Source organism: Vicinamibacterales bacterium (assembly GCA_035699745.1).
Taxonomy (GTDB): Bacteria; Acidobacteriota; Vicinamibacteria; order Vicinamibacterales; family 2-12-FULL-66-21; genus JAICSD01.
In genome coordinates, this window is record DASSPH010000097.1 from 17,178 (window position 1) to 31,764 (window position 14,587).

Below are 14,587 nucleotides of genomic sequence, written 5' to 3' on the forward strand. Positions count from 1 at the left end.
CCAATCAGGAGGCGGAAATGCCGACAGATTTCGAAGCAATAAGGCAGCAGCTGTTGGAAAGCAACGACGAGTTCCGCCAACTCGCCAGTCAGCACCACGACCTCGACGAACGCATCCATAATCTCGCCACCCGCCCGTATCTATCCGAACCCGAGCAACTCGAAGAAGTCACTCTGAAGAAGCGCAAGCTCCACCTGAAGGACCAGATGGAGAGCATCCTGCGGCACAGCCAGGCCGAGCACGGCCTGTCGTCCGCTCGTCATTGACGCGCTGTTAACGGCATAGATCGAGGCCGGTCCCACACGTTGAGACCGGCCTCTTTTTTTCCTCATGAAGATCGATCGCGCGGGACTTCCGTTCATCGCCGGCGCCATGCTGCCGGCCGCGGTGCTGGCCGGGGCGCGCCGCTACGGCTGGGCGGCCGGGTTCGCGGCGCTCGGCGCGTTTTTCACCTACTTCTTCCGCGACCCCGAGCGCAATGTCCCGACGGCTCCCGGCCTGGTGGTGTCTCCCGCGGACGGCCGCGTCGTCATTGCCGGGCCGACCGATGGCCGCTGGAGCCCGCCCGGCGACTGGCAGCAGATCACGATCTTCCTGTCGCCGATGGACGTGCACATGAACCGCTCGCCGGTCGAGGGGCGCGTCACCCGGATCGAATACCGGCCCGGCAAGTTCCTGCCGGCGTATAAAGAGGATGCCGGCGCCAACGAGCTGAACGAGATCTGGATCGACCATCGGGGCGAGGCGGTCGTGGTGCGGCAGATCGTCGGCGTGCTGGCGCGCCGCGTCGTCTGCCGCGTGAACGAAGGGCAGCAGCTCGAGCGCGGCGAACGGATCGGCCTGATGAAATTCGGCTCGCGCATGGACGTCTTCCTCCCGAAGCGCGCGCACCTGCTGGTGTCCGTCGGCCAGGCCGTCGTCGGCGGAGAGACGGTGCTGGCGCGTCTGGACCCGATCGCGGGAGCGCGGTGATCAATCCGCTGGCGCGCCGGCGCGGCGATCGCCCGGAGCGCTTCCGGCGGGGGATCTACCTCGTTCCCTCGCTGTTCACGCTCGCGAATCTCTTCTGCGGCTACGGCTGCGTCGTGTATGCGACCCGCGGCGACTTCGACACCGCGGCGCTGCTCATCGGCGTCGCGATGGTCGTGGACATGCTCGACGGCTTGATCGCGCGGCTGACCAACTCGCAGTCGGCGTTCGGCGCCGAGCTGGATTCGCTGGCGGACGTCGTCTCGTTCGGGCTGGCGCCGGCGATCCTGGCGTTCACCTGGGGCTTGTGGCCGCTCGGACGGATCGGCTGGGCGACCGGCTTCATTTACGTCACCGCGGCGGCGCTGCGGCTCGCGCGCTTCAACATCCAGGCGACCACGGCCGGCGACAAGCGCTACTTCGCCGGGATGCCGAGTCCCGCCGCGGCGGCGGTCATCGCGTCGACGGTGTATCTCTGGCCGTGGGGGCTGCAGGATCCGAGGGCGGCGGCGCCGGCGCTGGCCGTCGTGCTGGTGCCGGCGTTCCTGATGGTCAGCACGATCCGCTTCCGCAGCATCAAGGCGATTGACGTCGGCTGGCGCCGCTCGTACTTCGCGCTCTTTCTCGGCGCGATCGTGATCGCGCTCATCGCCGCCCACCCGCGGATCGCGCTCGTCGTGATGTCGTACACCTACACGCTCTGGGGCGTGACCAACGTGGTGCTCGCCCGCGTGCGGCATCCCAAGCCCAAGGGGCACGCCCTCAAGCCGACGGATCCACCGGTAGTCTGATCGTCACCGTGGTGCCGGCGCCGCGGCGGCTCTCCACCTGAATGTGGCCGCCGCTCAACTCGACGTTGCGCAGCGCAATCGGCAGTCCCAGCCCCGTGCCGGTCGTCTTGGTGGAGAAGTAGGGCTCGAACACGCGGGCGAGCGCTTCGTCGTCCATCCCCACGCCGGTGTCCGCCACTCGAATCGAGACCCAGCCCGGCTCCACCGTCGACGTGATGTGCAGCGACCCGGTGCCGGGCATCGCGTGCAGCGCGTTCTCGACGACATTCGCCAGCGCGCGCGCGACGAGGGTGCGGTCCACCAGCACCGGAGGCAGCGGCGCCTGGATCTCGTTGACGATCTCGATGCGTCCGGCAAGTCCGGCACGGTACGGCTCGACGACGTCGTGCACCAGCCGCGCTGCGTCGACCCGCGCGCGGCGCGCGGTCGGCGACGAGGCGAAGCTCGAGAACTCTGACGCGATCTGTCGCAGCAGCCGCACCTGGCCGAGGATGGCGGTGACGCAGCCTTCGAGCACCGGCCCGAGCGGCTGACCGCGGTCGGCGTGCACGCGCTGGAGGTGTTCCGCCGAGAGCTGGATCGGCGTCAGGGGATTCTTGATCTCGTGCGCCACCTGCCGCGCCATCTCGGCCCAGGCCTCGAGGCGGTGGGTGCGCTCCAGCTGATCGCGCTGCGCTTTCAGCTCCGCGGCCATGCCGTTGAACGCGTCGACCAGCCGGCGCAGCTCGTCGGACGAACGCACCGCGATGCGCGCGTCGAAATCGCCCCGCGCGATGCGCCCGGTGGCGCGGGTCAGCTGCCGGACGGGGTCGGCGATCCGCTCCGCCATCGAGAGGCCGATGCCGGCGCCGAGCAGCACGAAGAACAGCGCCGCCAGGTGGACGCCGCGATCGAGCTCGTCGATCTCGCGCTCGACTTCGTGCTGGCGGAAGGCGAGCGGCACGGTGAGCGCGCCGGTGGCCCCGCCGGTCCGCACCGGCGCCGCCGCCACCATGTACGGCACCGCGCCGATCTGGTCCTCGGTGACGAAGCTCGGCAGCCGCTGCAGGATGATGGCGCGGTACACGCCGTCGGGCGTTCGCGTCGGCAGGACGCCCGAGGCGAACAGGTCGCGCTCGCTCGTCGCCACCAGCTCCGCGTCGGCAAAGACGTTGACGTCCTGGTTGATCAACTGGCTGATCCACACCATCACGTCGTCACTCCCGAACGTGCCGGCGGCCGCTTCGCCGCCCCGGCGGAGCAGCGCGTCGGACTCCTCGATCACCCGCTGCGCGACGGCGGCGGTGCGGGCCGCCTCCGCGCGAATCCCTTCGTTCAGCAGTCCGGCGAAGTAGGTCCGGATGACGAGCGCCAGCGTCAGCACCGGGACGATCGACGCGAGCACGAAGGCGAGGAACAGCTTGCGGTAGAAGCTCGCGCGGATTTCGCGCAGCAGCGCCCGTCCGGTCTGCGGGCGCACGCGCGAGAGCCGCGTGAACACCGCCGTGCCGATGAGCGCGAGAACGTAGCCGGCCGCCGCCAGCGTGGTCAGCTCGGCGAGCCGTACCAGGTGATCGAACACTCCCGGAATCGGATATCCGAGCGCGTAGATGAACTGCCGATCGTTGGCGAAGTAGACGTTGTACGCGGTGTCGTTCTTCTCGAGCACCGTCCAGAACGGCTCGCGCGAGCGGTAGACGCGCGCGAAGGTGGCGTCGTCGAGCGGCCAGGCGTCGGGCGCGGACGAATAGATCGTGGTCAGCCCCCACCCGTAGGCGGTGAACTCGACGTCGCCGGCGGGCGGCCCCTCGAGCGGCGCGCTGCCGGTGGGACTGAAGACGTCGAGATACGCCGATTGGGAGCTGATGAAGGGCAGCGTGCGGTAGTCGAACACGACGTGGACCGCGATCATGCCGATCCGCCGCCCGTCCGCGCACACGCTGCGCTGCGCATGCAGCGTGTTGCGCTCCTGCCCGCCGGCGAAGAGCAGCGCCTCGCCGAAGATCTCCCAGTGGCAATCGCGCAGCGTCTCGCTCGCGGCCGCGCGGTTGTACTCGGGGAAGTTCAGCGCGAAGCAGCTCACCAGCGTCCCCGAGCCGTCGTAGATCTCGATGTCGCTGGTGAGCCGCGCGCGGGCGAGCACCGTCTGGTTCCAGATCCGGAACGCCGGATCCGTGCTGCAGCCGCCGACGGCGCCCCGCGCCGAGGTGACGAGCGTCGTCAGATCGGGCAGCGCATCGATCTCGGCGAGCGCTTCGTTCAACCGCGCCTGCAGCGCCTGCGGGTGGCTCATCGCCTCGACGGCGTAGCGGCTCTCGATGAGCGAGCGCATCTTGCGCTCGGCGACGAAATGCACGGACGGGTAGACGAGCAGCGCCGGCAGCAGGAATGCCATGAACAGCGCGAGAATCCGCGACCCCGCCGTCACCCTGCGGTACCAGATGACGAGCCGCGGCGCGACCAGCGCCGCGGCGGCGCAGGCCGTCGCGCCGAGCACCACCGCGGATACGGGCACCGCCCATCCGCCGCGGTAGGCGATCGCGGCAATCACCAGGATCGGCCCGAGCCAGAGCGCGGCAGCGGCGGCGTGGCGCGAGGACCAGCGCCGGGGCATCCGCCATCGCGCCAGGGCGATCACGCACGCCAGCGCGCCGGCCCAGAGCGCCGCCGCATGGCCGAGCAGCACGCCCGAAAGCGTCGCCAGCCGCGGAGCCGTCCACGGATGCAGCGAAAAGTGGCGCAGATCGACTTGCGAGGGATCGACGCTGCGGCCGAGCAGCCGCTCGAACGCAATCAGCAGCGCGGCGAGCACGATGCCGCACGCGAGCTGCGCCGCCACGAACAGGACCCAGCCGCCTTCCGGCGAGCGCCGGATCGCCCGGAGCGCGACACGCAGCCGCACGGCGGCAGACACCAGCGCCGCGGCGACCGCCGCGGCGGTCGCCCCTCCCAGCAGCACGGCCACCGCCCGGCGGTGGCCTTCGGCATCCGCGGCGGGAGACACCAGGAATCCCAGCCACAGCAGGCCGGCGCCGGCGAGGACGACGGCGACGATGGCGGCGGTGAGCCGCAGCTCGCGCCAGGGCTCGCGCGCGCGCACCCGCGCGTCGAGCAGCGGCCCGGCCAGCAGCAGGATCGTCAGCGCCACCAGCGAGACCGCGATCAGCGTGACGTAACGCCGCAGGTGCCGGCGTCCGCCGGACAGCTCGCCCGGCGGAATGACGACGTCGACGAGCGGCGTGCCGTCAGGCGCGGCAACGGTGAAGGCCGGCGCAGCCGGTACGGGCGGATTCGCCGGGTCGTGCAGCCGCAGCTGCACCTGCGCGCGGCGCGTCGGCATGACGTACTCCGGAGACGTCAGCAGAGAACCCGCGCGCACCGGCGTGAGCACATGCTCGACCGCAACCGAGCCGAGCCGGCTGCGGTCCGGCGACGGGGAGACGATCGCGTCGAGGTAGACCAGCCGCAGTCCGAGCGGAGACGGCGCCACGAACAGCGGCGCCGCCGGACGCTCGCGCGGCAGATCGGAGGCGCGTCCGGCCCAGCCCCGCGCGCCGCCGCGGGCGTCGTAGATCGTGATCGCGACGAGCGGCACGCTGTCGGCCAGCTGCGCGCGCGCGCCGGCCGCGGCGTCGAAGAGCGTCCGGACGCCGTCGTCCGTCTCGAGCCCGGACGCCATCGCCTTCGCCACGGCCGGATCGCCCGCCACCGCGTGCGCCAGCCGCTCGACGTCGGCGGTCATGTCCGCGAACGCGGCGCGCACGTCCTGCTCGACCCGCGCCGCGGCGGCGGCGTCGTTCCGGCCGAAGCGCAGCAGTTCGACGGCGGCGCCGATGAGGACGGCCAGGACCGCCGCGCCGCAGCCGGCGGCGACGATGCGCGGTACGCTGACGCGGCGCTCGCGCGTCAGCACCGCGCCGGCAGTCGTCGTCTCGACCACACCACGAGTGTATAGTGGTTGACTGGTGGCGACGTCGCAGACTCCGGGGCTGAAGGCCGCCTTGAAGCGCGGCGCGCTGATCGCCGCGGCCAACTGGCCGCTGGTCCTGGTCCAGTTCGTCACCGAGTCCGTGCTGAAGCTGCTGCTCGCGGTGCCGATCGTCGGCGGCGCGTTCCTCGTGGCGCTGCTCCTCGACACCAGCCTTGCCGACCTGCTGCGCGGCGACGTGCGCGACATCGTGACCTCGATCCTCGCGGCGCTCATGGCCAGCCCGATGGCGCTCGCCGCCTTCGTCACCGCCGCGCTCATCGTGCTCGTCGGCGGATCGCTGATTACCTTCGTGGTGAAGGGCGGGACGGTGTCGCTGCTGGCCGACGCCGAGCGCATCGCGGGCCCGATCGAGCGGCCGCCGCTGCGGCTGGACGCCCTGCGCCGCGCGTCGGTGGTGGCGATCGACCCGTTCGTCGCCGGCATGACGCGGCTCTGGCGGCGTTACGTGCGCATCGGCCTGGGCCTGCTGATCATGTACGGCCTGACCGCGGCGACCTACCTGGCGATCGTCTTCGGCGGCTATTCGCTGGCGGCGAACTCCGCCATCCTGCTCGGCTGGACGGCGATTACGGCGCTCGCCTCGAGCGTGCTGATCGTCTGGATCACGCTGCTGAACTTCTTCTATCTGATGACGCAGATGGTGGTCGCGATCGAGGACGTCAGCGTGCGGCAGGGCGTCCGGCTGGCGTTCGCCTTCATCTGGGGGCACCTCCGCGAAGTCGCCGGGGTCTTCGGCGTCGTCCTCGTCGTGGTGATCCTCGCGACGGCGGCCTCGATCCTCGCGACCGCCGGCCTCGGCCTGATCGCCTTCGTGCCGCTCGTCGGCCTGGCGGTGCTGCCGCTGCAGATGGCGGCATGGCTCCTCCGCGGAATCGTCTTCGAGTACCTCGCGCTCGCCGCGCTCGGCGCGTATCTGTCACACTATCGCTGGTACCATTCCTCGTCCGACATCCGCGTTGCATGACTGAGTCGAACAGCCTGTTCTCGCGCGCCGCCGCGCAGATGACCGAATCCGCCATCCGGAAGATGGGGACGGTGCTCGCCAGCGGACGCGACGTCATTTCCTTCGCCCCCGGGTATCCGGCGCCCGAGACGTTCCCGTGGGACGAGTTCTCACAGATCGCCGCGGAGCTGCTCGCCAGCCGCGACGGCGGCGTACTGCAGTACGGCCCGACCCGCGGCTACCGGCCGCTGCTCGAGGCGATCGCCGGGATCATGCGCCAGCGCGGCATTGCGGTCTCGCTGGAGCACCTGCTGGTCACCACCGGATCGCAACAGGGACTCGACCTGGTCGCGCGCGTCTTCATCGATCCGGGCGACGTCATCCTCGTCGAGCTGCCGACCTACGTCGGCGCGATCAGCGCGTTCCGCAACCTCCAGGCGTCGATGGTCGGGGTGCCTCAGGAAGCGGACGGCATCGATCTCGATGCGCTCGACGCGACCTGGGATCGGCTCCGCCGCGAAGGGCGCCGCGTCAAGTTCCTGTACGTCGTGCCGAACTTCCAGAATCCGACCGGCCTGCTGATCGGCCCGGGCAAACGACGCCGCCTCCTCGAGTGGGCGGAACGCCGCGACGTGCTGATCCTCGAAGATGATCCGTATCGCGAGCTGTACTTCGAAGACTCCGCCACCGAAGCGGAAGTGCGGCCGATCAAGGCGGACGACGCCGCCGGGCGCGTGGTCTATCTGAGCAGCTTCTCCAAGACGCTGGCGCCCGGGTTCCGGGTGGCGTGGATCGCGGCGCCACCGGCGATCGCCGCGAAGCTGGAGATGGCGAAACAGGCCGAGGACCTGCTGACCGGGTCGCTCGACCAGCGGATGATCTACGAGGCGTGCCGGCGAGGCGTGCTCGAACGGCAGCTTCCGATGCTCCGCCGGCACTACGCGCACAAGCGCGACGTGATGCAGACGGCGCTGCAGCGCGAACTGCGGGGCGCTACGTGGCCGACGCCGAAGGGCGGATTCTTTCTGTGGGTCGCGCTGCCCGCCGGCATCGATGCGGGCCGCATGATCCACCGCGCCATCGAACACGGCGTGATCTACGTCGCCGGCGAGGCGTTCTACGTCAACGCTCAGGGCCGGAACATGCTGCGCCTGTCCTTCTCCGCGCCAACGCCGGAACGGATCGACGCGGGCGTCGCCCGGCTCGCGGCTACGCTCCGCGACGAGGCGGCAGCACAGGCGACAGCGGCCGCAGCTGAAGGCCCGGCAGCGTCGTAAGCGGCACCAGCGGCGGGTCGTCCATGCGCAGCGGCCACCCGAGGTCCTCGAGCGGCTGCAGTACCGGATCGCCGAGCACCCACGGCAGCACCTGCGCGATCGGCGCCAGCACCGGATCGGTCAGGAACATCGCGCCGGGGATGTCCATCGACGCGAACGGCACCATCGCCGCCTCTCCTGCGGGTCCGATGTGCGTCATCTTCCAGAGATTCGAGAGCCCGCCGGTGACCACGAACAGCTCGAGGCCCGCCTCGGTTTCGCGGAACGCGGGAGGCGTGTCGCGGGACGTGTCCCCGGCGAGCGTGATGATGCCGCTCGGCACGCCGTCATGGTCGTACAGCATGACCAGCTCGGCGCCGGCAATCGGCACGAACACGACATGGCCGAGCAGCCGGACCCCGGCAATCGGGCGCCGGTTCAGCGGCCGCTTCCAGCGCTGGTTGCCGGTCGCACGGTCCAGGGCGCGGACGACGTTGTCGAGCGCGGAAAAGTAGACGCGGTCCCCGTCGACGGCGAGGCGGCCGTTGATCAGCGCGCCGACGTGGAAGGACCACTCCGGACTCCCGCTCCTCGCGTTCAGGCAATGGAACCGCTTGTCGCCCGCGCCGGCGTACACGCGCCCGGCGCCCGCGCCGATCGCCGTGACGCCGAGCCGCACGTACTTTTCCCATCGAAGGGTTCCGTCGGCGACGTCCAGCGCGATGATGCGGCCGTCCTTCGCGCCCAGGTACACGCGAGTGCCATCGATCGCCGGCGGCAGATCGACGCCGCCGGCCGGCTGGCGCCAGGCGATCGCCCCATCCGCGGCCCGCACGGCAACGATCTCCTCGGCCGTGACCGCGAACAGCAGCGTGCCGGCGACAACCAGCGGTGCCACCGCCTTCACGCGCGGCAGCAGCCACACGCTCCGCCCGTCGGCCGCGCTCAGCGCTTCAATCGCCTCGTCGGCGGCGATGAACACGAGGCCGTCCGCGGCGGCGAACGGGACGGAGACGGTCTTCTCGACGCGCCACGCCTCGCCGCCGTCGGCGGCGCGGAGGGCGACCAGGTGGGCGGAGCGCAGCGCAAGGAACACGCGGTCGCCGTCGGCGACCGGATCGCTGGCCACCGCGGTGGTCAGATCAACCGACCACTTGGCGGCGATCGGCAGCCGCGGCGGCGCCGGCCGGTCGGCAGCGAACGCCGATGCGGTCAGCAGCCCCAACAGAAGGGCACTGAACGCCAACGTCGCGCAACATCTAGTGGTCACAACGTTTATAATACCGTCACAGCATCGGGTCATCGCGCGATCGGGCCATCGGGTGGTCGAGTCAGTCGCCCGATCACCCGATCGCCCGATCACCCGATCACCCGATTCACTGTGATTCACCATCAAACCATCGTCGTGCTCGACTTCGGATCGCAGTTCACGCAGTTGATCGCGCGCCGGCTGCGCGAACTGTCGGTGTACTCCGAGATCCTGCCGTTCAACACGCCGCTCGACGAGATCCGCGCCCGCAAACCCGTGGGGATCGTGCTCTCCGGCGGTCCGCGCAGCGTCTCGGAAGACTCGGCGCCGCGCTGCGAGCCGGGAGTGTTCGACGCCGGCGTGCCGGTGCTGGGCATCTGCTACGGCATGCAGTTGATGACCGACGCGCTCGGCGGGGAAGTCGCCCCGGCGCCGCACCGGGAATTCGGCCTCGCGACGATCAAGATCGAACAGAACGCGCCGATGCTGGCGTCGATCGGCTCGGAACTGCGGGTGTGGGCGAGCCACGGCGATTTCGTGAAGTCCGCACCGGCGGGCTTCACGGTCACCGCGACCAGCGCGAACGCGCCGGTGGCGGCGATGGCCGACGAAGACCGGCGCTTCTACGCCCTCCTGTTCCATCCGGAGGTGGCGCACACCGATCAGGGCACGCGGATCCTGCGCAACTTCGCGTTCGATATCTGCGGCTGCACCGGCGACTGGACGATGGCGTCGTTCGTGCAGGAGACGGTGGCGGCGATCCGGACGCAGGTCGGCGGCGGCCGCGTGGTCTGCGGGTTGAGCGGCGGCGTCGATTCGACCGTCGCGGCGCTGCTGATTCACCAGGCGATCGGCGATCGACTGACGTGCATCTTCGTCGACAACGGCGTGATGCGGCTCGACGAAGCCGCGCAGATCCGCACCCGGTTCGAACGGCTGCGTCTGCCGCTCGACTTCGTCGACGCCTCGACGCTGTTCCTCGATCGCCTGGCCGGCGTGACCGATCCGGAAAAGAAGCGGAAGATCATCGGCGCGGCGTTCATCGAGGTGTTCGAGGGGGAAGCCAGGCGGCTCGCCGCGCAGCAGGGGGCGTTCGACTTTCTCGCGCAAGGCACGCTGTATCCCGACGTGATCGAAAGCGTGTCGGTGATCGGGCCGTCGCACGTGATCAAGAGCCACCACAACGTCGGCGGCTTGCCCGAGGGGATGCGGTTCACGCTGGTCGAGCCGCTCCGCCAGCTGTTCAAGGATGAAGTGCGCGCCGTCGGCAAGGAGCTGGGGCTGGACGACGAGTTCGTCTGGCGGCAGCCGTTCCCCGGACCCGGACTGGCGGTGCGGATCCTCGGCGCGGTCACGCCCGAGCGGCTCGATCTGGTGCGCAAGGCGGACGCGATCGTCGCCGAGGAAGTGAAGAAGGCGGGCTGGTACCGGCGGCTGTGGCAGTCGTTCGCGGTCCTGCTGCCGGTGCAGAGCGTCGGCGTGATGGGCGACGAGCGCACCTACGAGTACACGGTGGCGCTTCGCGCGGTCGAGAGCCGGGACGGCATGACCGCCGACTGGGCGCGGCTGCCGCACGATCTGCTCGCCTCGATCTCGTCGCGCATCGTCAACGAGGTCCGGGGCATCAATCGTGTCGTGTATGACATCAGCTCGAAGCCTCCGTCCACCATCGAGTGGGAGTAGCGATTGCAGATTGGCGGTTGCAGATTGCAGATCGACGGGTTGATGATTGTGGATTGCGGATCGACGGATTGGCGATTGGCGATTGGGGTGACCGCCACTCGGCAATCCTCAATCCGCCAATCGCCGCTCCCCAATCGCCAATCTTCAATCCGTCGATCGCCAATCGCCAATCGTCAACCGCCGATCGCCAATCTGCAATCTGCACTCGGCAATGACTGATTTCGTCCACCTGCACCTGCACTCGGAATTCTCCCTGCTGGACGGTGCCTGCAGGATCGAGGAATTACTCGACAAGGCGGTCGAGCTGCGGATGCCGGCGATGGCGATCACCGAGCACGGCAACATGTTCTCGTCGGTGGTCTTCCACGACCAGGCGCGCAAGCGGGGGATCAATCCGATTCTCGGCTGCGAGGTCTACGTCGCGCCGGGCGATCGGCGGACGAAGAGCGGGACGCCGGGGGAGACGGCGAATCACCTCGTCCTCCTCGCCGAGACCAACGAGGGGTACCACAACCTGATCAAGCTGGTCTCGTCCGGCTACACCGAGGGGTTCTATTACAAGCCGCGCATCGACAAGGACCTGCTGGCGCGGCACGCCACGGGGCTGATCGGTCTGAGCAGCTGCCTCAAGGGGGAGGTCGCCACCGGCATCCGCACCGAGCAGCAGCAGAAGGCGATCGCGGCGGCCGCCGCCTACCGCGACATTCTCGGCCGCGAGAACTTCTTCCTCGAGATGCAGTTCCAGGGGATCGAGGAACAGAAGACGGTCAACGCCGGGCTGCAGCCGATCGCGAAGGACCTGGGGCTGGACCTGGTCGTTACCAACGACGTCCACTACCTCAAGAACTCGGACTTCAAGCCGCACGACATCCTGCTCTGCATCGGCACCGGCAAGACGGTGAACGACGCCGAGCGCCTGAAGTATCACGGCGATCAGTTCTACCTGAAGACGGCCGACGAGATGCGCGCCGTCTTCCCGGACTTTGGCGAGGCCATCGCGCGGACGGTGCAGATCGCCGCCCGCTGCAACGTCGATCTCTCGTTCAAGGAGAACTACCTCCCGAACTTCGACGTCCCGCCCGGCTTCACGCTCGATGACTACTTCGAGCACGAGGTCCGGCTCGGTTTTGCGGCGCGGCTGCCGAAGCTGCAGGAACTGGCGGCGCGCGGCGTCCTCAAGCACACCATCGACGAGTACGAGCGGCGGCTCTCGTACGAGATCGACATGATCAAGAAGATGAAGTACCCCGGGTACTTCATGATCGTGTGGGATTTCATCCGCTACGCGCGGGAGCAGGGGATTCCCGTCGGACCCGGACGCGGATCCGCCGCCGGCAGCCTCATCGCCTACTGCCTCCGCATCACCGACGTCGATCCCATCGAGTACGACCTGATCTTCGAGCGCTTCCTCAACCCCGAGCGCGTCTCGCTGCCCGACATCGACATCGATTTCTGCGAGCGGCGCCGCGGCGAGGTCATCGACTACGTCACCCGCAAGTACGGCCGCGAGAACGTCGCCCAGATCATCACCTTCGGGACGATGAAGGCGCGCGCGGTGGTGCGCGACGTCGCGCGGGTCATGGACATTCCGTACGCGGACGCCGACAAGGTCGCGAAAGCGGTGCCGCCGGCGCTCGACATGACGCTGAAGAAGGCGCTGGAGGAGAGCCCGGCGCTGAAGGACATGCAGCAGAAGGACGAGCGCGTCAGGGAGCTGCTCGCCGTCGCGCAGCGTCTCGAAGGGATGACCCGCCACGCCTCGGTGCATGCCGCCGGCGTGGTGATCGCGCCGCGTCCGCTGACCGAATTCGTCCCGCTCTACAAGTCGCAGAAGGACGAGATCGTCACCCAGTGGGCGATGAAGGAGGTGGAGCGCGTCGGCCTCCTGAAGATGGACTTCCTCGGGCTGAGCACGCTGACGCTCATCCAGGACTGCCTCGCCGAGATCAAGCGGACGGAGGGGATCGACCTCGACATCGACGCCATCCCGCTCGACGACGACAAGACCTACAAGCTGTTCGCCGACGGGCAGACCTACGGCGTGTTCCAGTTCGAGAGCTCCGGGATGCGCGAGCTGCTGCGCAAGGCCAAGCCGGAGCGGCTCGACGACCTGATCGCGCTCAACGCCCTCTATCGGCCGGGTCCGTTGAAATCGGGGATGGTGGACGACTTCATCTCCCGCAAGCAGGGGAAGACCGAGGTGAAGTACGAGCTGAAACAGCTCGAGCCGATCCTCTCCGACACCTACGGCGTCATCGCCTACCAGGAACAGGTCATGCGCATCGCCGCGGTCCTGGCCGGGTTCACGATGGGGCAGTCGGACGTGCTGCGCAAGGCCATGGGCAAGAAGGATCCCAAGGTCATGGCCAAGCAGCGCGAGGCCTTCATGGAAGGGGCGCTGAAGAACGGCATCAACGAGAAGAAGGCCAGGAAGATCTTCGATCTGATGGAGTTCTTCGCCGGCTACGGCTTCAACAAGTCGCACTCCACCACCTACGCCTGGGTGGCGTACCAGACCGCGTATCTGAAGGCGAACTATCCCTCGCATTTCATGGCGGCGCTGCTGACGATCGAAGCCGCCAACACCGACAAGCTGGCGATGTACCTCGGCGAGTGCCGCGACCTCGGGATCCCGATCCTGCCGCCCGACATCAACACGAGCCAGCTCGCCTTCACGGTGGAGACCGGCCGCGCGGCGCAGGCGGTGCTCGACGGCATCACGCTGCCGAACCCGCCCGTCCGCTTCGGCCTGTGCGCCGTCAAGAACGTCGGCGAAGGGGCGATTCTCTCGATGCTCGGCGTCCGCGAGAAGCGCGGGCGCATCGACTCGCTGTTCACGCTCTGCGAGGAGGTCGACCAGCGGCTGGTCAACAAGCGTCCGATCGAGAGCCTGATCAAGGCCGGCGCCTTCGACGACCTCGCCGACGGCCCCATTCCCTCGCGGCGGGCGCGGCTGTACGCCGCCGTCGACAAGGCCATCGAGCACGGCAGCCGCCACCAGCGCAATCGCGACGAGGGCATGGTGTCCTTCTTCGACCTGACCCATGACGACGAGCCGGCGGCGGCGATTCCGCTGCCCGAGGCGCCCGCGTGGAGCGAAGCGCAGCAGCTCGCCTTCGAGAAGGAATCGCTCGGTCTGTACATGAGCGGCCATCCGCTCGAGCGCTTCAGCGACGAGCTCAAGGCGTTCGGCGCGCAGCGCATCGCCGACTTGTCGCAGTCGCTCGCCGATGTCTGGGCCGGCGGCATCGTCAGCGGGCTGCGCCCGCTGAAGACCAAGAAGGGGGACCGCATGGCGGTCTTCATGCTCGACGACATCGCCGGCGGCGTCGAAGTGGTCGTGTTCCCCGAAACGTTCGGCAAGCACGGGCATCTGATCGCCGCCGATGCGATGCTGCTGGTGCGCGGCAAGTTCGAGAAGGACGACGAGTCGGCGCGGATCGTCGCCACCGAGCTGCAGCCGATCTCGCTGCTGAAGGAGCGCACCACGCGGGAGGTCGTGATCCACCTGCAGGTGCCGTCGCGGCACCAGATGGAGGCGCTGGCGGAGCTGCTCTCGCGCCACCGCGGCGACCGCAAGGTGCTGCTGGAACTCGACGTCAAGAAGAACGGCGGCCCCGGCCTGGTCGTCCGCGCGGACGTCGCGCAGCGGGTGAGGCCGTCGGAGAAGCTGGTCGAGGAGGTCGAGTCGCTCTGCGGCGCGGGGTCGGTCGAACTGCGTTAGCC

9 protein-coding genes are annotated in these 14,587 nt (G+C 69.0%); 7 read left to right on the plus strand and 2 right to left on the minus strand.

What is annotated here, in order from left to right; translation table 11 throughout:
* Positions 1 to 17: 17 nt before the first annotated feature.
* The 3 genes from VFK57_22195 (at position 18) to pssA (ending at position 1,760) form a co-directional block, all read left to right on the plus strand.
* Positions 18 to 266: a YdcH family protein gene (locus VFK57_22195; GenBank protein ID HET7698442.1), complete on the plus strand. Its 249-nt coding sequence runs from the start codon at positions 18 to 20 to the stop codon at positions 264 to 266.
* 64 nt (positions 267 to 330) lie between these two features.
* On the plus strand, positions 331 to 972 hold the full coding sequence (locus tag VFK57_22200) for a phosphatidylserine decarboxylase (GenBank protein HET7698443.1): 642 nt from the start codon (positions 331 to 333) through the stop codon (positions 970 to 972).
* Complete coding sequence (gene pssA, locus VFK57_22205; protein ID HET7698444.1) at positions 969 to 1,760, plus strand: CDP-diacylglycerol--serine O-phosphatidyltransferase; 792 nt, start codon at positions 969 to 971, stop codon at positions 1,758 to 1,760. The genes VFK57_22200 and pssA overlap by 4 nt, the downstream gene beginning before the upstream one ends.
* Here the strand turns inward: pssA and VFK57_22210 are convergent.
* Positions 1,732 to 5,679: a HAMP domain-containing sensor histidine kinase gene (locus VFK57_22210; protein ID HET7698445.1), complete on the minus strand. Its 3,948-nt coding sequence runs from the start codon at positions 5,677 to 5,679 to the stop codon at positions 1,732 to 1,734. The genes pssA and VFK57_22210 overlap by 29 nt on opposite strands.
* Positions 5,680 to 5,704: 25 nt before the next feature.
* On the opposite strand from VFK57_22210, the gene VFK57_22215 reads away from it, so the two are divergent.
* Both VFK57_22215 and VFK57_22220 read left to right on the plus strand, forming a co-directional pair.
* On the plus strand, positions 5,705 to 6,694 hold the full coding sequence (locus tag VFK57_22215; protein ID HET7698446.1) for a hypothetical protein: 990 nt from the start codon (positions 5,705 to 5,707) through the stop codon (positions 6,692 to 6,694).
* Complete coding sequence (locus VFK57_22220) at positions 6,691 to 7,950, plus strand: PLP-dependent aminotransferase family protein (GenBank protein ID HET7698447.1); 1,260 nt, start codon at positions 6,691 to 6,693, stop codon at positions 7,948 to 7,950. Before VFK57_22215 ends, VFK57_22220 begins: the two co-directional genes overlap by 4 nt.
* Here VFK57_22220 and VFK57_22225 read toward each other — a convergent pair.
* Positions 7,883 to 9,154: a PQQ-binding-like beta-propeller repeat protein gene (locus VFK57_22225; GenBank protein ID HET7698448.1), complete on the minus strand. Its 1,272-nt coding sequence runs from the start codon at positions 9,152 to 9,154 to the stop codon at positions 7,883 to 7,885. The two genes, VFK57_22220 and VFK57_22225, sit on opposite strands and share 68 nt — an antisense overlap.
* 156 nt (positions 9,155 to 9,310) lie before the next feature.
* Here VFK57_22225 and guaA point away from each other — a divergent pair, with 156 nt between their 5' ends.
* Both guaA and dnaE read left to right on the plus strand, forming a co-directional pair.
* On the plus strand, positions 9,311 to 10,861 hold the full coding sequence (gene guaA / locus VFK57_22230; GenBank protein HET7698449.1) for a glutamine-hydrolyzing GMP synthase: 1,551 nt from the start codon (positions 9,311 to 9,313) through the stop codon (positions 10,859 to 10,861).
* Between the two features lie 211 nt (positions 10,862 to 11,072).
* Positions 11,073 to 14,585 carry a DNA polymerase III subunit alpha gene (dnaE, locus tag VFK57_22235; GenBank protein ID HET7698450.1) on the plus strand — a complete coding sequence of 1,171 codons (3,513 nt, stop codon included), beginning with the start codon at positions 11,073 to 11,075 and terminating at the stop codon, positions 14,583 to 14,585.
* Positions 14,586 to 14,587 lie beyond the last annotated feature (2 nt).